The 21,385-nt window shown below is 65.2% G+C and carries 20 protein-coding genes; 8 read left to right on the top strand and 12 right to left on the bottom strand.

The window, feature by feature from the left end:
• The first annotated feature begins 53 nt into the window (after positions 1-53).
• Positions 54-980, top strand: a complete 927-nt coding sequence (locus LHL23_RS02455) for a TRAP transporter small permease subunit (RefSeq protein ID WP_222475243.1) — start codon at positions 54-56, stop codon at positions 978-980.
• 15 nt (positions 981-995) lie between these two features.
• Entirely contained in the window at positions 996-3,350 is a 2,355-nt protein-coding gene (locus LHL23_RS02450) for a TRAP transporter large permease (protein WP_226428670.1), read from the top strand.
• A 148-nt stretch (positions 3,351-3,498) separates the two neighbouring features.
• Here the strand turns inward: LHL23_RS02450 and LHL23_RS02445 are convergent, their stop codons facing one another.
• From LHL23_RS02445 to LHL23_RS02425, 5 genes are all read right to left on the bottom strand, one after another.
• Positions 3,499-3,882 (bottom strand): VOC family protein, encoded by a 384-nt coding sequence (locus tag LHL23_RS02445; protein WP_226428669.1) that lies wholly within the window; start codon positions 3,880-3,882, stop codon positions 3,499-3,501.
• Complete coding sequence (locus LHL23_RS02440) at positions 3,882-4,706, bottom strand: arginyltransferase (RefSeq protein ID WP_222475246.1); 825 nt, start codon at positions 4,704-4,706, stop codon at positions 3,882-3,884. The genes LHL23_RS02445 and LHL23_RS02440 overlap by 1 nt, the downstream gene beginning before the upstream one ends.
• 130 nt (positions 4,707-4,836) lie before the next feature.
• A complete protein-coding gene (locus LHL23_RS02435) occupies positions 4,837-5,268 on the bottom strand; it encodes an RDD family protein (protein WP_222475247.1) in 432 nt (143 codons plus the stop codon).
• An 80-nt stretch (positions 5,269-5,348) separates the two neighbouring features.
• Positions 5,349-5,804, bottom strand: a complete 456-nt coding sequence (locus LHL23_RS02430) for a DUF2852 domain-containing protein (RefSeq protein WP_222475249.1) — start codon at positions 5,802-5,804, stop codon at positions 5,349-5,351.
• A gap of 404 nt (positions 5,805-6,208) precedes the next feature.
• Positions 6,209-7,207, bottom strand: coding sequence for an ATP-grasp fold amidoligase family protein (locus LHL23_RS02425; RefSeq protein ID WP_226428668.1), 999 nt, complete (start codon positions 7,205-7,207; stop codon positions 6,209-6,211).
• Positions 7,208-7,328: 121 nt separating this feature from the next.
• On the opposite strand from LHL23_RS02425, the gene LHL23_RS02420 reads away from it, so the two are divergent.
• The 4 genes from LHL23_RS02420 to LHL23_RS02405 all read left to right on the top strand — a co-directional run bounded on the left by LHL23_RS02420 (position 7,329) and on the right by LHL23_RS02405 (position 12,243).
• Positions 7,329-10,136: a glutamine-synthetase adenylyltransferase gene (locus LHL23_RS02420; protein WP_226428667.1), complete on the top strand. Its 2,808-nt coding sequence runs from the start codon at positions 7,329-7,331 to the stop codon at positions 10,134-10,136.
• The gene (locus LHL23_RS02415) at positions 10,117-10,389 is read left to right on the top strand and encodes a hypothetical protein (protein WP_226428666.1); all 273 of its coding nucleotides are present in this window, start codon (positions 10,117-10,119) and stop codon (positions 10,387-10,389) included. Before LHL23_RS02420 ends, LHL23_RS02415 begins: the two co-directional genes overlap by 20 nt.
• A gap of 85 nt (positions 10,390-10,474) precedes the next feature.
• On the top strand, positions 10,475-11,689 hold the full coding sequence (locus tag LHL23_RS02410) for an RSP_2647 family RNA methyltransferase (RefSeq protein WP_226428665.1): 1,215 nt from the start codon (positions 10,475-10,477) through the stop codon (positions 11,687-11,689).
• Between the two features lie 5 nt (positions 11,690-11,694).
• Positions 11,695-12,243: an RSP_2648 family PIN domain-containing protein gene (locus LHL23_RS02405; protein WP_222475257.1), complete on the top strand. Its 549-nt coding sequence runs from the start codon at positions 11,695-11,697 to the stop codon at positions 12,241-12,243.
• 49 nt (positions 12,244-12,292) lie between these two features.
• On the opposite strand, the gene LHL23_RS02400 is transcribed toward LHL23_RS02405, so the two are convergent.
• Positions 12,293-12,979, bottom strand: coding sequence for a M48 family metallopeptidase (locus LHL23_RS02400; protein WP_226428664.1), 687 nt, complete (start codon positions 12,977-12,979; stop codon positions 12,293-12,295).
• Positions 12,980-13,129: 150 nt separating this feature from the next.
• Here LHL23_RS02400 and LHL23_RS02395 point away from each other — a divergent pair, with 150 nt between their 5' ends.
• Positions 13,130-14,302, top strand: coding sequence for a threonine/serine ThrE exporter family protein (locus LHL23_RS02395; RefSeq protein WP_226428663.1), 1,173 nt, complete (start codon positions 13,130-13,132; stop codon positions 14,300-14,302).
• Here LHL23_RS02395 and LHL23_RS02390 read toward each other — a convergent pair.
• The 5 genes from LHL23_RS02390 to LHL23_RS02370 form a co-directional block, all read right to left on the bottom strand.
• The gene (locus LHL23_RS02390; protein WP_226428662.1) at positions 14,299-15,741 is read right to left on the bottom strand and encodes an HD-GYP domain-containing protein; all 1,443 of its coding nucleotides are present in this window, start codon (positions 15,739-15,741) and stop codon (positions 14,299-14,301) included. The two genes, LHL23_RS02395 and LHL23_RS02390, sit on opposite strands and share 4 nt — an antisense overlap.
• Before the next feature lie 152 nt (positions 15,742-15,893).
• Positions 15,894-16,157, bottom strand: a complete 264-nt coding sequence (minE, locus tag LHL23_RS02385) for a cell division topological specificity factor MinE (RefSeq protein ID WP_222475261.1) — start codon at positions 16,155-16,157, stop codon at positions 15,894-15,896.
• 3 nt (positions 16,158-16,160) lie between these two features.
• Positions 16,161-17,009 carry a septum site-determining protein MinD gene (gene minD / locus LHL23_RS02380; protein ID WP_222475262.1) on the bottom strand — a complete coding sequence of 283 codons (849 nt, stop codon included), beginning with the start codon at positions 17,007-17,009 and terminating at the stop codon, positions 16,161-16,163.
• Complete coding sequence (gene minC / locus LHL23_RS02375) at positions 17,009-17,758, bottom strand: septum site-determining protein MinC (protein ID WP_222475263.1); 750 nt, start codon at positions 17,756-17,758, stop codon at positions 17,009-17,011. The genes minD and minC overlap by 1 nt, the downstream gene beginning before the upstream one ends.
• Before the next feature lie 222 nt (positions 17,759-17,980).
• Entirely contained in the window at positions 17,981-19,423 is a 1,443-nt protein-coding gene (locus LHL23_RS02370; RefSeq protein ID WP_222475264.1) for an alkaline phosphatase D family protein, read from the bottom strand.
• Between the two features lie 186 nt (positions 19,424-19,609).
• Here LHL23_RS02370 and LHL23_RS02365 point away from each other — a divergent pair, with 186 nt between their 5' ends.
• Complete coding sequence (locus tag LHL23_RS02365; protein ID WP_226428661.1) at positions 19,610-19,978, top strand: hypothetical protein; 369 nt, start codon at positions 19,610-19,612, stop codon at positions 19,976-19,978.
• 210 nt (positions 19,979-20,188) lie between these two features.
• Here LHL23_RS02365 and LHL23_RS02360 read toward each other — a convergent pair whose 3' ends face one another.
• A complete protein-coding gene (locus LHL23_RS02360) occupies positions 20,189-21,373 on the bottom strand; it encodes a vWA domain-containing protein (RefSeq protein WP_226428660.1) in 1,185 nt (394 codons plus the stop codon).
• Between the last annotated feature and the right edge of the window lie 12 nt (positions 21,374-21,385).

Raw genomic sequence — 21,385 nt, 5'->3', positions numbered from 1 at the left:
CGGCCGATGGGCCGCGTGCCTGACCCGCCGCAGCAAAGACCCCCGGGGGAAACATGCAGGAAGAGAGTGGCCTCACCTTCTTCGGCGCCATAGCGGGCGGATTGCTCTGGCTGGTCCAGAACATCGCCGGCGCCTTCTATAATTTCGGCTATGCCATCACCCATCCGCAGCTCTGGCTCGACTGGTCCGACAAGGCCTCGATCATGCGCTTCGTCTACTACGGCGGCTCGGTCGAGTTCTTCTTTGTCGTCTTCACCGCCTTCCTGGTGCTGACCGCGGTCGGAATTTATTTCCGCGGCTTCATGTGGGGCATGGTCCGCGGCCTGGAAGGAATGGCCAACACCGTTGGCCGCTTCTTTGCCTGGGCGGGCCTCCTGATGGTGCTTCAGCAGATCATCATCGTCTTCATGCAGCGGGTGTTCGCCCGGCCCGACATCAGCTTCGGCTTTGGTATTCCGTTCAGCCAGGACATCAGCTGGTTTGCCGAAGAACTGAAATTTTACAACGCCTTGGTGGTCTGTCTTTGCGTGACCTACACCTTCGTGCAGGGCGGCCATGTGCGGGTGGACCTGATCTATTCCGGCATCAGCTTCCGCGCCAAGCGGGTGGTCGACATGCTCGGCTCGCTTTTGTTCATGATGCCCGCCGCGGTGCTGACGTGGATGTACGGCTGGTTCTTCCTGTGGCGCCATCTGATCGTGCCGAAACCCTCGGCCTCGGACACGCTCGACCGGCTGGTGATGAAATCCCGCGCCCTGCGCTGGAACGTGGAGACCATCGGCTTCAGCCCCAACGGGTTCAACGCCTACTTCCTGTTCAAGATCCTGCTGATCGCCTTTGCAGGCCTCGTGTTCCTGCATGCCATCGCCTTCTTCTACCGCTCGTTCCTCGAGTTCGTCGAAGGCCAGGGCAGTGAAAACAAATACCTCGACAAGGACAGCCTTGGAGAGGGTGAAGAAGCCTACGAAGGCACGCACTAAGGGGACGTCGGAAACATGCTATTTGGACTTGATGGCGTCGAGATCGGCCTGCTCATCGTATTCTTCTGCCTCTTCGGGGGCATTCTCTCCGGCTTTCCAGTGGCCTTTGCCATCGGCGGCGCCGGGATCATCTCCTTCGGGATCATCGCCGCTCTGGACAGCGCCGGCATCCTGATCCACCAGGCCATCGACACCTCGTCGCAGGCCTACCGCGACCTGGTGGGGTCGGGCGTCAGGCCCGACAAGATATCTGTATTCCGCTACCCGGACTTGCCGCGCATGGCGGAACCGGTGTTTGCCCAGGGCTGGGAAGTGGCGCTGGACCGCAACGTCTCCTTCATCGTCAACCGGATGAACGAGCGGGTGCTGGCGGGCGCGTCGATTGAAACCCTGCTGGCGGTTCTGATGTTCGTGCTGATGGGCATCACTCTGGAACGCTCCAAGATCGCCAACGACCTGTTGACCACCATGGCGCGCGTCTTTGGCCCGCTGCCCGGCGGTCTGGCGGTGTCGATCGTGGTTGTGGGCGCGTTCCTTGCGGCCTCCACCGGCATCGTCGGCGCCACCGTGGTGACCATGGGCCTGCTGGCCCTGCCGACCATGCTGCGCAACAACTATTCGCCGGAGCTGGCGACCGGCGTGATCGCGGCCTCGGGAACCCTGGGCCAGATCATCCCGCCGTCCATCGTGATCGTTCTTCTCGGCACGCTGGCGGGCGATCTCTACTCCACCGCGCAGGAAACCCGCGCGATGGAGGCAGGCTGTTCCGACGCGCTCACCTACCTGGGCGAGCCGGCGGTGGTATCGGTCGGCACCCTGTTCCAGGCGGCGCTGCTGCCGGGTATCCTGCTGGCGATCCTCTATGCCACCTATGCCTTCGGCTATGCGCTCCTGAACCCGCACAAGGCGCCTGCCGTGACGCTGGATGGCGGCACCGGCGAGGTGATCACCCGCAACGAAGGGCTGATCTGGTTCCTGGGTGTGCCTGCGGCGCTGATCGGCGGCGCGATCCTGCTCTCCAGCTTCAACGTGATCGGCAGCCAGAACATCACCGTCTCGACCTTCTCGGATGCGGGTGAAACCGCGTCCCTGCGCACCAGTGTCGGCGCGGAATGCAAGGCCTCGATGATCGAGCTGCACGGGCAGGAAGCCTGGGATGCTGCGGTGGAGGAGCAGAAGGCCATCAACGAGGCAGGCGGTGTGGCCCTGGCCAAGCGGCTGAGCGACGAGGAAATCGCCGCCGCCCGCGAAGCCAAGATCGCCTCTGCTGCGCCGATCGGCACCGGCATCACCGTGATCATGGTTCTCCTGGGCCTGGTGCTGGCCTTCGGCCGCGGCGTGGCGCCTTCGCGCGACGCCAAGCCGCTGATCCTGGGGTCCATCGGCATCCTGCTGATTGCACTGGTGGATCTGGTGGCGATTGCGCCGACCACTTCTGCCGGCGCCACGGTGCTGTGGATTGCCTTGCCGCTCCTGCTGGCGCTCTGGGGCTGCCGCGAGGCTGCGGCCCGCTGCGCCAGAAACGATCTGATCCGTGTGGTGTTCCCGCCGCTGGTGCTGATCGTTGCGGTGCTGGGCTCGATCCTGGGCGGCATCACCAACCCGACGCCGGCCGCGGCGCTGGGGGCAGGCGGCGCCATCATGCTGGCGGCCTACCGCAAGCTGCAGGACGAGGGCAAATCGGGCAGGATCATCATCTGGTCCACCTTCGCAGTGATGATCTGCATCCTGATCGGCATGAACTTCGACCTGCGCGTCAACCAGGGCGGCGTCTCTGTCGAGAGCTGGATCGCTTTCATCGCCGCCTATGTGATGTACCTCTACGCGCTGTTCGGGCTGCTCTATGGCTGCTGGGTTCTGTTCCGCTCCGGCGTATTGACCCCGGTGGTGCGGGAAACCGCCAAGGTGACCTCGATGGTTTTCACCATCCTGATCGGCTCGCAGCTTCTGAACCTGGTGGTGATCTCCTTTGGCGGCGAGCACTACATCCAGCAGTTCCTGAAAAGCTTCGACAACGAGATGACGGTCTTCCTGATCGTGATGCTGGTCTTGTTCTTCCTGGGCTTCGTTCTGGACTTCCTGGAGATCATCTACATCGTGATCCCGATTGTCGGGCCGGTGATCTATGGCGGGTCGTTCGATCCGAAATGGGTGACCATCATGGTGGCAGTGAACCTGCAGACCTCCTTCCTGACACCGCCCTTCGGATTTGCGCTGTTCTACCTGCGCGGGGTGGCACCGAAGGAGGTCACGACGGCCCATATCTACCGAGGGATCGTGCCCTTCGTGCTGATCCAGGTGGTGGGCATCGGTATCCTCTGGATGTTCCCGTCGATCGTGACCATCGTGCCGGCGCTGATCCCGAACTGATCCGGGCCGCACGACAAGAAAACAAAAAAAGGGGCCCCGAGCGGGCCCCTTTTGCATGTTCGGAACGGACTGGGGCGCTGCCCCTCTGCGCCGCTGGCGCATTCACCCCGGAGTATTTGCGGAAAGATGAAAGGAGGCGGCGCGGGCCTCAGGTGAACTGGATCAAGTCCCAGCGGTTGCCGAAGGGGTCGCGCCAGACGGCGACGGTGCCATAGGGCTCACGCCGCGGCTCTTCCTCGAAATGGACGCCCTTGGCCAGCATCGCCGCATGGTCGCGGGCAAAATCATCGGTGGCAAGGAACAGGCCGATACGGCCGCCGAACTGATTGCCGGTCACGGCCTGCTGCTCCGGCCCTTCGGCCCGGGCCAGGATCAGGCTGCCCTGTTCGGCCCCGGGCGGCAGGATCCGCACCCAGCGCTTGCGGCCTTGGTCGACGTCCTCCACCAGCTGCCAGCCCAGCTGACCGCAGTAGAAGGCGATGGCGGCGTCGTAATCCGGCACCAGCAGCGAAACGGCGTGGAGATACTGCATCAGCCGCCGCGGTGAATGGGCTGTTCGGGCAGCTGGATATTGGCGACCTGCTCGGCAATCGGGTCGGTCGACAGCGGGTGGCTGGCGGTCTCGAACTGCTCCGGATCGGTCATCTTCTTCCATTCGCTCTGATGATAGATTTCCAGGCCGGAGAACTTGGCCTTGTAGCCCATCTTCTGGCTGCCGGGCACCCAGTAGCCGAGGTAGACATAGGGCAGTCCCGCTTCCTGCGCGATCTTGATGTGATCCAAGATCATGAAGGTGCCGAGCGAGTCCTGCGGCCGGTCCGGGGCGTAGAAGGAATAGACCATGCTGAGGCCGTCCTCCAGCACATCGGTCAGCGACACCGCGGTCAGTTCGCTGCTGCCCGGCGCCGCATACTCCACCACCCGGCTGCGCACCGGGGTTTCCTCGATCATCGCGGCGTATTCGAACACGTCCATATCGGCCATGCCGCCATCGGCGTGGCGACTGTCCAGGTAGCTGCGGAACAGGGCAAACTGGTCCTCCGTCGCCCAGGGCGAGGTGGCGCGCCGCTCCAGATGCGCGTTGCGCTTCAGGGTGCGCTTCTGGCTGCGGGTGGGGCTGAAGGCGGCCACGTCGATCCGTGCCGAAAGGCAGGCTGAGCATTCCGAGCAGGACGGCCGGTACAGCACGTTCTGCGAGCGCCGGAACCCCTGCTGGCTGAGGCTGTTGTTGAGCTGCTCCACCCCGTCGCCCTGCAGCGCGGTGAACAGCTTGCGCTCCATCCGGCCCTCCAGATAGGGGCAGGGCTGCGGCGCAGTCACATAGAACTGCGGTGCAATAGGAAGCGTATGGCGCATTGGAACCCGTCAGCAGTTTCGCGGAACAGGCAGAGCAGTTTGCCTGTGGTCCCGACGATGATAGCAACGCGGTTCCGGTGCGCCAAGCGGTCTTGTGGAAAATGGTTTAACGGTATCTTGCCGGTTCCGGTCAAACCCGCCGGTTCAGCATCGCCGTGCCTAGGAAGTGGTCCGTCAGCCCCTGGCCGCGCGCGGAGGTCAGCATCAGGATCACCGAAATTACCTGCAGGACCGGCAGCGCCAAGGACAGCGAATAGCCCGCGGTGTGCAGTGCCGCCATGCCGCTGTCGAGCCGCTGGCCTGCGCCGTCGCGCAGTTCAATGCCGGCAAAGCGCATGCCCCAGGTGGCAGAGCCGTTGGCGATGGTCACGGTCCGGTAGGCAAAGCCCACCGCCAGATACAGGAGCGGCCAGATCAGCAGGCCGGTAAAGGCGGTCAGCACCACCGCGCCGGCGCTGAGCGCAAAGATCAGGATGCTGTCGATGATCCAGGCGATCAGCCGCTTGGCGGGCACAGACGCATAGAATTCTGCCTGGTAGTCGGGATCGGGCAGGGCGGTCATGCAGGGGGTCCTTTGCTAAAGGGAGAGGGGGACGAAAACCCCGCCCGGACGGCGGGCGGGGCTGCCGGAGGTCAGCGGGATCAGTGGCGCTTGGGTTCGCCCTGGTCCTCATCTTCGTCCTCCAGGTCCTCGCTGGAGGCGGTACGGGCGCGCTCGTCCATGAACTGGTCGAACTCTGCCTTGTCCTTGGCCTCGCGCAGGCGGTCCAGGAAGGCCTCGAAGTCATGCTGCTCCTGCTCCAGCCGGCGCAGCGTGTCGGCCTTGTAGGCGTCAAAGGCGCTGTTGCCCGAGGGTTTCATCGCTGAGTAGCCGTGGCGGGCCCAGGACTTGCGGTGGCGGCAGGAGGATTTGCTGAACATGCGTTTGCTCCAGATCATGTAGAAGAGAAGGGCCAGGCCAACCGGCCAGAAGAACACGAAGCCCAGCACCATGGCGGCGATCCAGGCGCCCTTGCCCTTACTGTCCAGCCAGGCTTCGCTGCGGGAAAACCAGCCCTGCACTGGCGCAGCGGGGGCGGTTGGGGTGAAACTCGTCATCGGGGTCCTCCAGGTTAGGGTGAATGTAAATCCCTTTCACATGAATGCATATCGGATGCCGGCGGGGGGCTTTCAAGGCTCTATGTAAATCTTTTTCACATTTTTTACGCTGGCGTAGGCGGGAAGCGGCAGCAGCTTGCAGAAACAGGGCTCAGGGGCCGCTGCCGCAACAATGCATGTATAGGAAGGAGGCGCGGTTATGCTCCGATTGCGACACCGGATGGGGAGTGCTGCAGCGGAAACCTTCCGCTGCCGGGACCTGTCCAAACCGCGGACTGGTCCGGTCATCCCCAGACAACAAGATACTCAGTAAACAAAAACAGCTCCGCAACGGGAGCATAACCGTATCGTTAACATTACCGTAAAATTTGATTTTAACCTATTCGGGTATTCCTGACCCTGCGTCAGCCTGTGCCGGAATACGCAGGCAGCCGGAACTGCCAGAGGTTTCCAAGCCTGTGGTCCCATTCGCTGCTGGAAACCGGCCCCATCCCGCCTTGGTGGAACGGCGTGAACTCGCCAAAGTAGATTTCACCGCCGATGGAATACAGATCCACTCGGATGTAATCAAATCCATCCGACAGCTGTCTGGCGATCGTAATCATTTGACCGATGTTTTCCGGCATGACCGGCGGTGTTTCATGCCGCTCCTTGTTGTTGAAAACAAGATCCAGCCGATTGAGGTCTTCGTCAAACATGCTTTGCCGGTGATCTCCGAACCTGTTGGAGTCCACCTGGATGATCACTTCGGCCTGACGGTCTTTGCGATGAAAGCAGTGAAACTTGAAGTCGTCGGGAGCATTGCCTTCTGGGTCGCCAAGGTAGGCTTCAAAGATGACGCAGTTTGCCGGGTCGGAATTCCCTTGCGCGTTTACGACCTGCGGTATCTTTGCATTCATTTTCTGACACAGGTCATGCAGATCAACGGTGCTCGCATCAGTGATGATTTCATTCACACCCGATCCAAAACTTGACTTCATGACGAAGGCAGACGGAAGGTCCGAAAAATCATCGGGCGTAACACGGTGCTTTACCTTCAGCCTTGGTACAAACTTCAATCCGTGCGGCACGCGGCCGGCAAGAAAGAAAGGTGCATTCAGTTTTGTGCCATACAGGGGATAAAACGGGTCCGGGTCGCTGAGAATTCTCAGCAAGAGTTTTTCCGAGAACTTCCTTGGTTGCTCAAGGTTCGGTGTGAAGCCGTGCTTCCTTTCGAAAAAACGAATTTTCCCGTTCCGGAATTCGGTTTCGTGATCAACGGATTCAGCTTGATCAACTGGCTCTGAGGTTGCCGATGAAACAGCGATTTGATCCCATAGCGCAGTTTTGACATGATAATCCTTCCCTGGTCTCCGGCTGGAGGCGTCCAGAACCACTTCGTTCTTTATGCGTGCTGTCTTCAATTATCGTTCTAATGCGCTAGGGAAAAGTCCAAATAATGTGGTTCTATCTTGCCGGCCTTGGGTTCGGCAGCGCGGCAATTCGGCCATTGACGCGCCCGGGCCGGCGGCACAGTCTCTGTCCATGAAGACTGGCCTGACGATTTCCCGCATTCCCCGCCCTTATGACTCTGACCTTGGCGCCGAGGCGCGCGCGCTGGTGCCGGCCCTGTCCGGCGATCTGGCGGATCTAGTGGCGGGGGCCTGCGGCTCCAGTCCTTACCTGAAAGAGCTGACAGACCGCGAGGCGGATTGGCTGCCTGAGGCGCTGGAGGACCCGCAAGGCGCGCTGCAGAAGGTTTTTGCGGACTGCCGCGCGCTGGAAGCGGCGCAGCTGAAACCGGGGTTGCGCCAGGCCAAGCGGCGGCTGGCGCTCTTGACCGCGCTCTGCGACCTTTCGGGTGGCTGGAGCCTGGAGCAGGTGACCGGAGCGCTTACCGATTTCGGGGCGCTTTGCGCAGACGTTGCGGCCAAGGCGGAGATCGCCAGCCTGATCCGCCGCAAGAAGCTGCCGGGCCTCACGGAGGACGACGTGGAGACCGCGGGCGGGCTGACCATCCTGGCGATGGGCAAGATGGGCGCGCATGAGCTGAACTACAGCTCCGACATCGATCTGATCTGCCTGTTCGACGAAACCCGTTTCGACCCGGATGATTTCTACGAGGCGCGCCAGGGAATGGTGCGCGCGACCAAGAACATGTGCGCCGCTCTCAGCGACCGCACCGGTGACGGCTATGTGTTCCGCACCGACCTGCGGCTGCGCCCGGACCCGGCGGTCACGCCCGTCTGCCTGGCGATGGAAGCGGCGGAGCGCTACTACGAAAGCCTGGGGCGCACCTGGGAGCGCGCCGCTTATATCAAGGCGCGCCCCTGCGCCGGCGATATCGCCGCGGGGGAACGGTTCCTGAATACCCTGCGCCCCTTTGTCTGGCGGCGGCACCTGGACTTTGCCGCGATCCAGGACGCCCACGACATCCGCCTGCGCATCCGCGAGAGCAAGGGCACCGGCGGCGCCCTCCGCGTGCCGGGCCACGATATGAAGCTGGGCCGCGGCGGCATCCGCGAGATCGAGTTTTTCACCCAGACCCGCCAGCTGATCGCCGGCGGGCGCGACGAGTCCCTGCGGCTGCGCGGCACTGTTGAAGGGCTGGCGGCGCTGGCGGACAAGGGGTGGGTGCCGCCGGAGGTGGCCGAAACCCTCAGCGCCCATTACCGCGCCCACCGCGAGGTCGAGCACCGCATTCAGATGGTGCATGACGCCCAGACCCACCGGATGCCGAAATCCGAGGACGGCATCGCCCGCATCGCCTGCCTGATGGACCGTGATCCGGCGGATCTGCAGGCCGAAATCAAGACCCGCCTGCAAGAGGTGCATGAGCTGACCGAGGGGTTCTTCTCCCCCGGCGCGGCCCCGCCCCCGGCAGCGCTGCCGGAGGAAACCGCGGAGCTGGACGGCGCCATTATCGCCCGCTGGCCCACCTATCCGGCGCTGCGCTCGTCGCGCGGTGCGCGCATCTTCGAGGGGCTGAAGCCGGAGCTTCTGTCCCGCGTTGCCAAGACTGCCAAGCCCGCCGAAACCCTGCTCGCGCTGGACGGCTTTCTGGCCGGGCTGCCTGCGGGCGTCCAGCTGTTCTCGCTCTTGGGCGCCAATCCGCAGCTCATCGACCTGCTGGTCGATATTGCCGGCACCTCGCGCGATCTGGCCTCCTTCCTGTCGCGCAACTCCGCCGTTTTTGATGCGGTGATCGGCGGCTCCTTCTTCGATCCCTGGCCGGGAGCTGAGAAGCTGCGGGCAGAGCTGGCAACGCGGCTGCAGCAGGAGGATGACTATGAAACCCGGCTGGACGCCACCCGCCGCTGGTGCAAGGAATGGCATTTCCGCATTGGCGTGCATCATTTGCGCGGGCTGATCGACGGCCATCAGGCGGGCGCCCAGTATGCGGAACTGGCAGAGGTGGTGATCGCCGGGATTTCGCCGGAGGTGGTGGCGCATTTCTCTAAGAAACACGGGCCGCCGCCGGGCCGCGGCGCCGCGGTGCTGGCGATGGGCTCGATGGGGGCCGGGCAGATCAATTCGCAGTCCGACCTCGATCTGATCGTGATCTACGACCCTGCAGGAGTGGAAATGTCGGAAGGCAAGCGCCCGCTGGCCACGCGCCCCTATTTCGCGCGCCTGACCCAGGCCTTTGTCACCGCGCTGTCGGCGCCGATGGCGCAGGGCCGTCTTTACGAGGTCGACATGCGCCTGCGCCCCTCCGGCACCCAGGGCCCTGTTGCGGTCAGCCTGGCGGGGTTCACGCTCTATCAGCAGAACGAGGCCTGGGTGTGGGAGCATCTGGCCCTGACCCGCGCCCGCACCATCGCAGGCGATGCCAGCCTGACCGCAGAGATTGAGGATTTCCGCACCGGCTTCCTGTCGGAGCCGCGCGAGTGCGGCAAGGTCCTGCGCGAGGTGGCTAAGATGCGTGAGCGACTTGCTGCGGCCAAGACACCCGCGGGGGTCTGGGACGCCAAGAACGGCCCCGGGCGGATGATGGACATCGAATTGCTGTCGCAGGCCGGCACCCTTACCTCCGGCTCGGCGGCCCGCGATGTGGCCTCCGGCCTCAAGGGCGCTGTCGCTGCCGGGTGGCTGAATGACGCGGATGCAGAATACCTCGCCGCCGGTTACCGGCTATTCTGGTCGGTGCAATGCGCAGCGCGGCTGCTCTCCGGCAAGGCCATCGAGGCCGAAACCATGGGGGAGGGCGGGGCGCAGTTCCTCTGCCGCACCACCGGCTATGCCCGGCTGGAGACGCTGGAGCAGGAACTGCAGGACCGCTACAGCCGCTGTGCTGCGCTGATTGGCGAAACCTTGGATAGGGAAGCGGCGGATGAAGAAGGGCAGCACTGAACAGGACCCGCGCGGTCTGATCTACGAGGCCTACCGGATCGAGGGCATCACCGATGCCCAGTGCCGCAGCATCTTTTTCGACTGGGTGCTGGGCATGGACGCCGCCCGCGACAGCCGCACCGACATCCAGGCGCTGCTGGCGCTGTACGGCGATGCCCAGCCGGAGCACCCGATGACGACGGTGCTGCGCGACGGCCTGCAAGGCGCTGAAAAACCGCGCCGCCGCGGCGGCTGGCGCTCGCGCGAGCGGTAAGGGCAGCACCGCAGCGCGGAAGTTCCCAAGGACAGGGGCCACGCGGCCCCTTTTCCTGTTCCGGGCTTACGGATAAGAGGGGCTCATGACAGCCTCCTCCGATGCGCTCCAGCGCCCCCGCGTGAAAATGAAGCCCAAGTCCAACGCCCGCGCCATCCGGCACGGGTTTCCCTGGGTTTATGCCAACGAACTGGTGACCGACCGCCGCACCCGCAAGCTGGCACCCGGAACCCTTGCGGTGCTGGAGGATGAGGCGCAGCGCCCGCTGGGGCTGGTCTCGGTCAATCCCGAAAGCAAGATCATCGCCCGGATGCTCGACCGCGATCCGGAGGCGGTAATTAATCAGGCCTGGTTTGCCGTCCGCCTGTCGCGTGCGCTGGAAATGCGCGAACGCCTTTACGACGCGCCGTTCTACCGTCTGGTTCATGCCGAATCCGATGGTCTGCCCGGCGTGGTGATCGACCGCTTTGGCGCAGCTTGCGTGGTGCAGCCCAACGCCGCCTGGGCCGAGGCGCATCTGGACCTGCTCGCCGCCGCTTTGGCCGAGGTGACCGGTGCTGAGGTGATCCTGAAAAACGCTTCTGGCCGTACCCGCGGCCTGGAGGGGCTCGATGACGTAAACCAGACCCTGCTGGGTGAGGCCCCCGCCGCGCCGGTGCCGGTGGTGATGAACGGCGCTACCTATATGGCCGACCTCACCGGCGGCCAGAAAACCGGGCTGTTCTTCGACCAGCGCGAAAACCACGCCTTTGCCGCCCGCCTCACCGCGCCGGGCGCCAGGGTGCTGGACGTGTTTTCCCACGTCGGCGGTTTCGGCCTGGCGATGCTGGCAGGCGGGGCCGGGGCAGCCACCTGCGTCGACGGATCCGCCGCGGCGCTGGACCTGGCCGCGCAAGGCGCCGAGGCCGGTGGTTTCAGGGATAAATTCACCACCCGCCAGGGCGACGCCTTCGACGTGCTGGCGGCGCTGGGGGAAGAGGGCGAAACTTTCGACGTCGTCATCTGCGACCCGCCCGCCTTTGCGCCCTCCAAACAGGCGCTTGAGGCCGGCCTGCGCGCCTATGAACGGGTTGCCAAACTGGCGGCGCCGCTGGTCAAGCCGGGCGGCTACCTCGGCCTCTGCTCCTGCTCGCACGCCGCCGATCTCTCCAGGTTCCGCAACGCCTCGGCCCGTGGCATCGGCAAGGCAGGCCGCCGCGGTGCGCTGATTCACACCGGATACGCAGGCCCCGACCACCCGCAACTGCCGCAGCTGGCCGAAAGCGGTTATCTGAAGGCCGTGTTCTTCCGGCTGGACTGACGCGGGTGAAGCTGCTCCTCGACACTTGCGTCCTCTACCCGACGGTGATGCGGGAAATGCTGCTGGGCGCGGCGCGCCTCGGCCATTTCACCCCGCTTTGGTCCGCGCGGATCTTAGGCGAATGGGAACGGGCTGCGCTGAAACTCGGCCCCGCGGGCGCGGCGCAGGCCACGGCAGAGATTGCGCTGATCCGCGCCAACTGGCCCAAGGCGGAGGTCGCCCCCGCGCCGGGCATCGAATCCCGCCTCTGGCTGCCCGACAGCGCGGATACCCATGTGCTGGCCGCAGCTATCGCAGGCCACGCCGACGCCATCGTCACCGTCAACAACAAGGACTTTCCGCGCCACACGCTGGCAGAGGAAGGACTGGAGCGCCTCGGCCCGGACGAACTGCTCTATGGCTTCTGGCTGCAGAACGGTGCTGGCATGGAGGCGCTGGGGGCAGAGGTGCTGGCAGAAGCCAACCGCCTGTCCGGCGGCAGCTGGGAAATCCGCCCGCTGCTGAAGAAAGCCCGGCTGCCGCGGCTGGCCAAGGCTCTCTCTTCTTCTTTGTAAGAATACTCCGGAGAGTTTGAGGGGCCGGCCTCTCAACTCTGCTGCTGCCTCAGCCCTTGGCCCATTTCGCCTCCAGCCGCTCCAGCGCGGCGATGCGCTCTTCGGTCTTGGGATGGCTCATCAGCCAGGCTGGCGCCATGCCTGCGCGCGCCTGCGTCAGCTCCTCTAGCTTGGCAAACAGGCTTTTCTGCGGCGCCAGGCCGATGCCTGCCTTGGTCAGCAGCGCGGCGGCATATTCGTCGGCCTCATATTCATCACCGCGCGACAGCCGTGCCGCCAGCAGCGATGTCAGCACCCCAGCAATCCACGGCCCGATAAAGGGGATGTAGCGGCCGAGAATGATCATCAGCGCGGTGCGCAGCGCGTTCTGGCCGGAGAAGTCGATCATCCGCTTTCGCGCATGCCCCAGCGCCACATGGCCCAGTTCATGAGCGATCACGGAGGCCATTTCCTCGGCGCTGACTTCGCCGTTCTGGTACTTGCGGTAGAATCCGCGGGTGATGAAGATCCGCCCGTCCGGCGCCGCCAGCCCGTTCACCGGGTCGACCTCGTAGATATGCACGGGAATGCGGGCGATGTTCAGCGCCGCCGCCAGCCGGTCCGTCAGCTGCTTCAGCTTGGGGTCGGCCAGCTCGGTCGAGCGCTGGTCAAGCTCGCGGTGGGTGCGCCAGATCGAAATCCGGTACATCACAAGGCCGTAGGCGACGGCCAGCAGGATCGGCAACAGGCGCAGCATGGCACAGATATGGGCGGAAACCTCGGCGGCAGCAAGAGCCAGCCTTGCATTCTGCGCAGGCCGCCATGCAAAATCCGCACTCGCCGCGGCGCGCCGCATCCATTAAGGGGTTGCGACCCCAAGGCATGAATTAACAACGGCTTCCGGCTCATGGCACCGCTTTCACAGCTCCGCAATATCGCCGACACTGGCGAGACCCTGCACCGCAGCGGCTGTGCGCCCTACAAGATCGAGAAGTACCTGCAGTTCTATGCCCGAAAACAGGGCATCAACGTGATCGTGCAGGCCACACCCACCTCGATCTCCTGCCAGTTCCCGGACGAGGACAACCAGTTCATCATCCGACGCCTGGAGCCCGCGCAGATCAACCTCAGCCTGCTGGCGCGCACCATCATCCGCATCAACGCGGTGGAGGATCCGGGGATCGAAGAGCCGGGGCGCTATCCCGGCTGGCTGATCATGCTGGCCAATATCGCCATCCCGCCTGCCTTCCTGACCCTGATCGGCAGCGCGCTCACCACCATTGCGCTCTCGGCGGTCTTGGGCTTCCTGGTCTGGCTCTGCCAGTTGTTCTGCCGCGGCGACCGGGTGATCCTGGTCGAATTCCTGTCGGCGCTGGTCGCGGGCCTTACTGTATCGCTGGTCAGCAGCATGGGGGTAGAGGTGCCGGTCTGGGGCACCTGCATCGCCGCCATCGTGCTGTTCGTGCCGGGGCTGTCGATTGCCAACTCGCTGGAATGCCTTGCTTTCAACGACGTGATTTCCGGCTCCAGCCTGTTTGCCCAGTCGATCTTTGTGCTGATGAAACTGTTCATCGGCATCTACATCGGCGTCAGCATCGGTGCAGCACTTTGGGGGGCAACGCCGCATGTGGAGAATGTGAACGGGGTCCTGTGGTGGATGCCCTATCTGGCGCTGCCGGCGCTGTCGTTCTCGATCGGGGTGATCTTCAACGCCCGCATGGTCGACATCCTGCGGGCGCTGCCGGTCACCGTGCTAGGCATGTGGGGACCGCTGTACCTGGGCTTCGGCGGCGGCTGGATCGTCGGCACCTGGGTTACTGCCATGTGCATCACGCTTTACGGCACCTGGCTTGCCAAGACGCTGAACCTCACCGGCGCCATCTATATCGTGCAGGGCATTCTGATCCTGGTCCCCGGCAGCCGGGTGCTGATGAGCGCCACCCAGTCGCTGTTCAACGAAACCCTGATGGCGGATGCCAGCATCGGGTTGTCGGCGCTGCTGATGTTCTCGGCCATCGTGGCGGGGCAGGTGACGGCGCTGGCGCTCTATTCACAGAAGAACCGCAACCTCGCCAGCTAGGCGCTGCGCTCGGCCGGCGGCAGCTCCCACTCACCTCCGGGCAGCGCGCCGTCCGAGGCCGAGGGCCAGCCGCTGGCGGTCACTGCATCCTGCAGCGCGGCGTAACACTCCGGGTCGATGCCGGGGCCTGCAAGGTCATCCATGATGGCATAGGTCTTCTCCAGCGGCAGTGCCGCGCGGTAGGGGCGGTCGGCGGTCAGCGCGTCAAAGATATCGGCCACCGCCATCACCCGCATCTCCTGCGTCAGCTGGCTGGCGTCCAGGCCATAGGGGTAGCCCTTGCCGTCCAGCCGTTCGTGATGCGCGGCACTCACCTCCGCCAGTTCGCGGAAGGCGGCGATCCGGCTCAGCACCTCGTGGCCCAGCACCGGGTGCCGCTTCATCAGGGCAAATTCCTCCTCCGTCATCTTGCCCGGCTTGTCGAGGATGGTGTTGGAAACCCCAAGCTTGCCGATGTCATGCAAAAGCGCGCCCCGCACCATCCAGCGGCGCCGTTCGGTGGAGTATCCCAGCTGGTCGCAGATCAGCCCGGTATAACGCGCCACCCGCTGCGAATGGCCGTGGGTAAAGGGGCTCTTGGCGTCGATCACCAGCGAAAAGGCCCGCGCGATCTCATCCAGGTAATCCTCGTCCACCGGATGGATGTGGCGCGCGTGGCGGGTGGCAAACACCTCCGTCTCCAGACCAGGATCTGCCAGCTCCTGCAGGAAACCCGGGCGCCGGATCACCGCGGTGAAGACCGGCACCAGATCCGGGTCGAACCAGCTGCCCGCACGGGCCTCCAGCTCCGCCGCGGCAGCCTCAGCCCCTGCGCTGGCGGCAAAGACGTCCGCCACCTGCGCCATCAGTGCGATGCGCGAAAACAAGGGGATCGCCGTGCCAGTCAGGCCCTGCGGCTGGCCGCCGCCGTCCCAGTGCTCATCCAGGCTGGCAATGCCCTCCGCCACATCCTCGGAGAACCGCATCTGCCGGGCGATACCGGCGCCGCGGTTGCAGCGGGTCTCGATCAGCTCGCCTGCCAGCTGGCCGTTTCTGGCAATCACATGGCCCAGCGTTTTCAGCTTCTGCAGCGGGCTGGCCCCCAGCGCGGTGTTGCGCAGCAGGAATTCGATGCCCTGGCGGGTGCCGCTCACCGTCTTGAAGCTGTGTTTGAAGGACAGGTCATCGGTCAGGTACAGCTGGCAGATGCGGGCGGCGTTGGAGCTGCACCCCAGATCCTTCAGCAGCAATGTGAAAAACAGGTCGGAGCGCGCCTGCGGCGGCATCTCCAGCTCCCGCGCAACCTGCATGCCGATCCAGCAGCAGCGGACGCAATGCCCCTTGGGCTGGCCTTCGGTCAGATCCAGCGCATGGCTGAGCGCGCCCAGCAACTCCCCCAGTTGCAGGGTGTCCTGCGGCGTGGCGCGGGCGGGGCTGAAAGAGGGGTCCTGACGTGTCATGGGCCTTCTGCAGGTAAGATGCGGAAGGCCCATGACAGCACAGGCAGGCTTAACCTGCCCTTACCCCGGCGCAGGAAAGGGGCGGGGACTCTGCGCCGGAATTTAGTAAAACTGACCGCACAGGCGCGCCGGCCGGGCACCTGTGTTGCCGGTCAGTTGACGCCCAGCTTGCCGGGGAACTCTATGTTGATCTCAAGGCTCGACAGCTCGTCGCCGCGCTCCATGCGGATGTCGATCGCCTCGTCGCCGATCTGCATGTGGCGGCGGATCACTTCCAGGATCTCGCGCTGCAGCTGCGGCAGGCAGTCGGGGCGGGCGGCGCCGCCGCCGCTGCGCTCATGCGCCAGCAGGATCTGCAGCCGCTCCTTGGCGGTGCTGGCAGAGGCCTTGCGGGGGCGGAGGGAAAATCCGAACATCGCTTACACCGCCCGCCGGAACAGCCGCTGCAGCAAGCCGCGGCGCGGGTCTGCGGCAATCCGCATCTCGATCTGCTCGCCGATCAGCCGGCCCACCGCGTCCTCATAGGCGGCTGCCGCCGCAGAGGGGTCGTCCAGAACCACCGGCACGCCGAGGTTGGAGGCGCGCAGCACCGCCTTGCTTTCGGGGATGATCCCCAACAGCGGCACCGCCAGAACCTCCAGCACGTCCTCCACCGTCATCATCTCGCCGCTGTCGACGCGGGCCTTGTCATGGCGGGTGATCAGCACCTGCGCCTTGACCGGCTCGGCGCCGGTCTTGCCGGCCCGCTCGGTGATGCTGTTGAGCAGCCCCAGCACCCGGTCGCTGTCGCGCACAGAGGACACTTCGGGGTTGGTCACCACAATCGCCTCATCGGCGAAATGCATCGCCATCTGGGCGCCGCGCTCGATCCCTGCCGGGCTGTCGCAGATGATGTAGTCGAACTCCTTGCGCAGTTCATCCAGCACCTTCTCGACGCCGTCCTTGGTCAGCGCGTCCTTGTCGCGGGTCTGCGAGGTCGGCAGCACCGCCAGGTTCTCCAGCCGCCGGTCGCGGATCAGCGCCTGCTTCAGCTTGGCGTCGCCCTGAATGACGTTGATGAAGTCAAAGACCACTCGGCGCTCGCACCCCATGATCATGTCCAGGTTGCGCAATCCGACGTCGAAATCGATTACAACAGTCTTGTGGCCGCGCCGCGCCAGCTCGGCGCCCACCGCCGCCGAGGTTGTGGTCTTGCCGACGCCGCCCTTGCCCGAGGTGACAACGATCACCCGGCCCAGCGGTTCTTCCAATGTCAGGTCCTTGCTCATTACAGTGCCTCCACACACAGCCGGCCGTCGCGCAGGAATACCTGTGCTGCGCGGTTCAAAAGCTCCGGCTCCAAATTCTCGTTCGTCCGGTACAGGCCCGCCACCGCCAGCAGTTCCGCATCCAGCCGCTGGCAGAAGATGCGGGCGCTCTCGTCGCCCTCGGCGCCGGCCATCGCGCGGCCTTTGAGCGGCCCGTAAACATGGATGCTGCCGCGCGCGATCAGCTCGGCGCCGGAACTGACCGGCCCGACCACCACCAGATCGCCGCCCTCAGCCACCACCGTCTGGCCGGAGCGCACCGGCCGGGTGATCAGCACATTCTCCGGCGGGCGCAATTTCTTGGGGATTTCCCGGCGTGTACCCGGTCCGGTGTTGAGCGGCGCATCCTTGCCGCTGGCAATGGCGATCAGCCCGGCATCCTCTGCCGCGGCCAGCTGGCCGGGGGTTGCGTTCTGGACCCCGAACACCGCCAGCCCGCGGCTGCGCAGGCTGTCTGCCAGCGCCCGCAGCTCTGCCGGGCGGCTCAGCCCGTGCGCCTGCGCCAGGTCCAGGATCAGCGGCGCGCCGTCAAAGAAATGCGGGCTCCAGCGCAGCTGCGCGTCCAGCGCGGCGTAGAAAGCCTGGTCCAGCGGCCCGTCCTCTGGCCGCAGCGCCACGGCGGTGAAATACCGGCCGCGGATCTGGAACGGTTTCACGCTTGCGGCAGGCGCACTGCCACGCGGTTTTATGTCTTGATGCGGCACGCTCACGCGATGCTCCTGCTCGGGATTGGCGGCCTTGTTTCGCCGCGCCTTTTCCCCTTGGGTAGCGTCTGGCGGGCAGGCCGTTCAACCGGCGCGGGGCGGCTTCGGCGGACAAGCGCCTGCGGCCGCTTCGGGCGGCGGATTTCCGCATATAATCTGCCTGAGGTTGCGCAGAAAAGGGTTGCCGTTCCCGCGGACGCCGCGCGGCCGCCCTGCGTCTGCCGGCGGCTAAAGCGGCAGCGGCGCCGACCGGCCGGAGGTTTCCAGTTCCCAGCTGGCGGACCAGTCAGCACCCTGCCGCTCTAGGATCAGATAGTTCCGCTCCGCCACGTATCGCCCGGCCTGGCCGGGGATTTTGCGGATGCGGATGGGGTGGCCTGCCAGCGGAGCATCACCAAGCCAGGACAGCAGCCCCAGCACCCGGGCCCAGGCCCGCGGCGGCGCCCGGTGGGCAATGCCGGAGGCGACCAGCTGGTGCAGCACCTTGCCGCCGCCAAGCGCCATCTCGCCGCGTGTGGCCAGGTGGATCTCACCGGAGATGGCAGTGACCTGCTGGCCGTCGTGCGCCGCAATGTCCCGGGTCAGCCGCAGCATCCGCCGCCAGGAGGCCCGGTGCGCCCGGCTCTGCCACTGGTCGCGTAGGTCGTCCTCGTATTTCTGCATCCGCGGCGTCAGCACCATCAACAGCTCCAGCAGCGACAGCCGCGGCCCCAGCAGCGGCACGCTCGACAGGATCAGGCTGCGCCCGGCAAAGCGCTGCTCCGCCGCTGCCCTCATCATCCGCCAGCCGCCCCGCGCCATCACCCGGCGCCGGCTGCGCTCGGAACGCAGGTCGGGCGCCAGCAGCCGCAGCCCCGGCGCTTCGACGCGCCAGCCCAGATGGGTGCCTTCGGGATCGGCAAAGCGGGCGGGCAGGTCGCCGTCCGCACAGCCGTGCTGAAACAGCAGCGCCGCTTCCCGCGCGGCCGCAAACAGCGTCTGGCCGACCGGGGAATAGGTGCGCGAACGGCGCAAGGACCCCCAGCCGTCACAGATGTCGTGGTCGTCCCATTGCATCAGCGAGGGCACCCGGGCGGCGATCCAGGCAAACTCCGGTGTGCTGTAAGCCGCCAGATACCGCTGCAGGAAACGCTCTCGCAGGTGTCGGTGCAAAGAGACCAAGCCCTCTTGCGCGGGATCGCGCGGGATGCGCTCCGGCCAGTCCTGGCTCAAGGGATGGCCGCCGGTCACCTCATCCGCATAGACCTGATCGCCGCCGTGCAGGAGCAGCGAGAAGGGGGCGGCGCGGTGCTCCGCGCCCATCCGCGCCCACATGGCGTTGCGTTCGTCCCCGTCGCGGTCCAGGTCTCCGTGTTCCTCTCCGTTGCAGGAGGCAAAGGCGATCCGCAGGTCGCCGCCGAACCCGCCGGCCAGCTCAAAGCGCGTGCCGTTCCATTGATAGGCGGTAGGGCAGCCCGCCGGCAGGCTGAACCGCGCCCGCAGCACCGTATGGGTGCTGTACTCCGCCAGCGGTGCGGGCTGCGCTTCACCGCCGTCCAGCTCAACAGGCGGCAGAGCCGTGCCTTTGGGCGCAATGAACAAAGCGGCCAGATGCATCCGGCCATCGCGCAGATCATCAAGGATCAGAATGGGTCCGGTGACCGGGCTTGTTGTACGGGTGCTGCTGCTCATGCCGTCACAGCACCTAGGTTCGGTCGGTGGCGCAATCAACCGCTGGCGGCATTACTTTGTGCGGTGGCCGGAGTCTGCGGCAGAAATGCCGGTGGCGCTTCCTGGGCGGGTATGGTCAGACTGCCCGCAGATTGCCCCTGCCGCCTCCGGCCCGCCCGCAGGCGCCGATTTTTCAGGAGATTTGACATGCAATGGAGTTTTCTCGCCGCCGCCTTTCTGGCTGCCCTGTGGATGATTGTTCATGCCTTTGTTGGAGGCCGCGAATGCGCCCGTCCCTTGGCGCAGGACCGGCAGCTGCCGGATGTAGTGCGCGAGACCACCTTGCTGTGCTGGCATCTGGTCACCGGCTGCCTGGGGCTGATGGCGCTGTTCCTGTTCCTCGGCGCCCGCGGATCGGAGGGGCTGGCGCTGGCCGGAACTGCAATGGCCGCGATGATGGCGGCGGTTGGCCTGCTGCTGCCGCCGCTGCGCCGGGCGCGCTACGGCCTGCTGCCGCAGGGCTGGCTGTTTGTGCCTGTGGCAGCTCTGGGTGCCTGGGGGCTGGCGGGCAGTTAACGCCGGATCAAACACCAGGACGGCCCTCCCGCCCGTCCAGCGTGCATGTGGCATGCCCGCCTCCCGGTTGGGCCCGGCGCCGGAGCCGCGGCTCCGGCGCGCATCCTGCCCTGCGGGCAGGATGCCATGCCCAAGGCTGCCAAGGGGGGGGCGGCGCCAGCCGCGCCACCTGCAGGCGCGGGAGGGCTTGGCTGTATGACACGATGCCGCCTAGCGGCTCAGCTCCCGCATGCCGCGTTCCAAGCCATCCAGCGTCATCGGCACCATCCGGTCCTCGAAAATCTCGCGGATCATGCCGATTGAATGGGTGTAATCCCAATACTTTTCCGGCACCGGGTTGATCCACAGGTTCGACGCCCAGGCCTCGCGCGCGCGCTGCAGCCAGACCTGGCCCGCTTCCTCGTTCCAGTGCTCGTTGGCACCGCCGGGATAGGCGATCTCGTAAGGGCTCATCGAGGCATCGCCGACGAAAATGCACTTATAGTCCGGCCCGTAGGTGCGCAGCACCTCATGGGTCGGGGTCTTCTCGTTCCAGCGCCGCCGGTTGTCGCGCCAGACGCCCTCATACAGGCAATTGTGGAAGTAGTAGTATTCCAGGTGCTTGAACTCGGCGCGGGCGGCAGAGAACAGCTCCTCCACCACCTGGATATGCGGATCCATCGAACCGCCCACATCCAGGAACAGCAGCACCTTTACCGCGTTGTGCCGCTCAGGCCGTGTCTTCACGTCCAGATAGCCGTGCTCGGCGGTAGAGCGGATGGTGCCGTCCAGATCCAGCTCTTCCTGCGCGCCTTCGCGGACCCAGCGGCGCAGCCGTTTCAGGGCGACCTTGATATTGCGGGTGCCCAGCTCCACATCGCCGTCGAAGTTCCTGAACTCGCGCTTGTCCCAGACCTTGACTGCGCGCTGGTGGCGGCTCTTGTCCTGGCCGATGCGCACGCCCTCGGGGTTGTAGCCATAGGCGCCAAAGGGCGAGGTGCCGGCGGTGCCGATCCATTTATTGCCGCCCTGATGGCGGCCCTGCTGTTCCTTCAGCCGCTCCTTCAGCGTTTCCATCAGCGCCTCGAAGCCGCCAAGCGCTTCGATCTCGGCCTTTTCCTCTGCGCTCAGGTGTTTCTCGGCCATCTTGCGCAGCCAGTCCTCGGGAATGTCGACGGCTTCCATCACCGCCTGCGCCGGGATCGCCTCCAGCCCCTCGAAAGTGGCGGCAAAGGCGCGGTCGAACTTGTCGATGTTGCGCTCATCCTTCACCATCGCGGCGCGGGCGAGGAAGTAGAAGGCCTCGATGTCATAGGTCGCCAGCCCGGCCTTCATCCCCTCCAGAAAGGTGAGGTACTCGCGCAAGCTGACCGGAATGGACGCCTTGCGCAGGTTTTCAAAGAAGGGCTGGAACATCGCGGGGCCTCT

Origin of the sequence: Leisingera sp. McT4-56, assembly GCF_020514995.1 — a bacterium.
Taxonomy (GTDB): Bacteria; Pseudomonadota; Alphaproteobacteria; order Rhodobacterales; family Rhodobacteraceae; genus Leisingera; species Leisingera aquaemixtae_A.
This window is presented reverse-complemented; position numbering and strand designations above follow the sequence as displayed.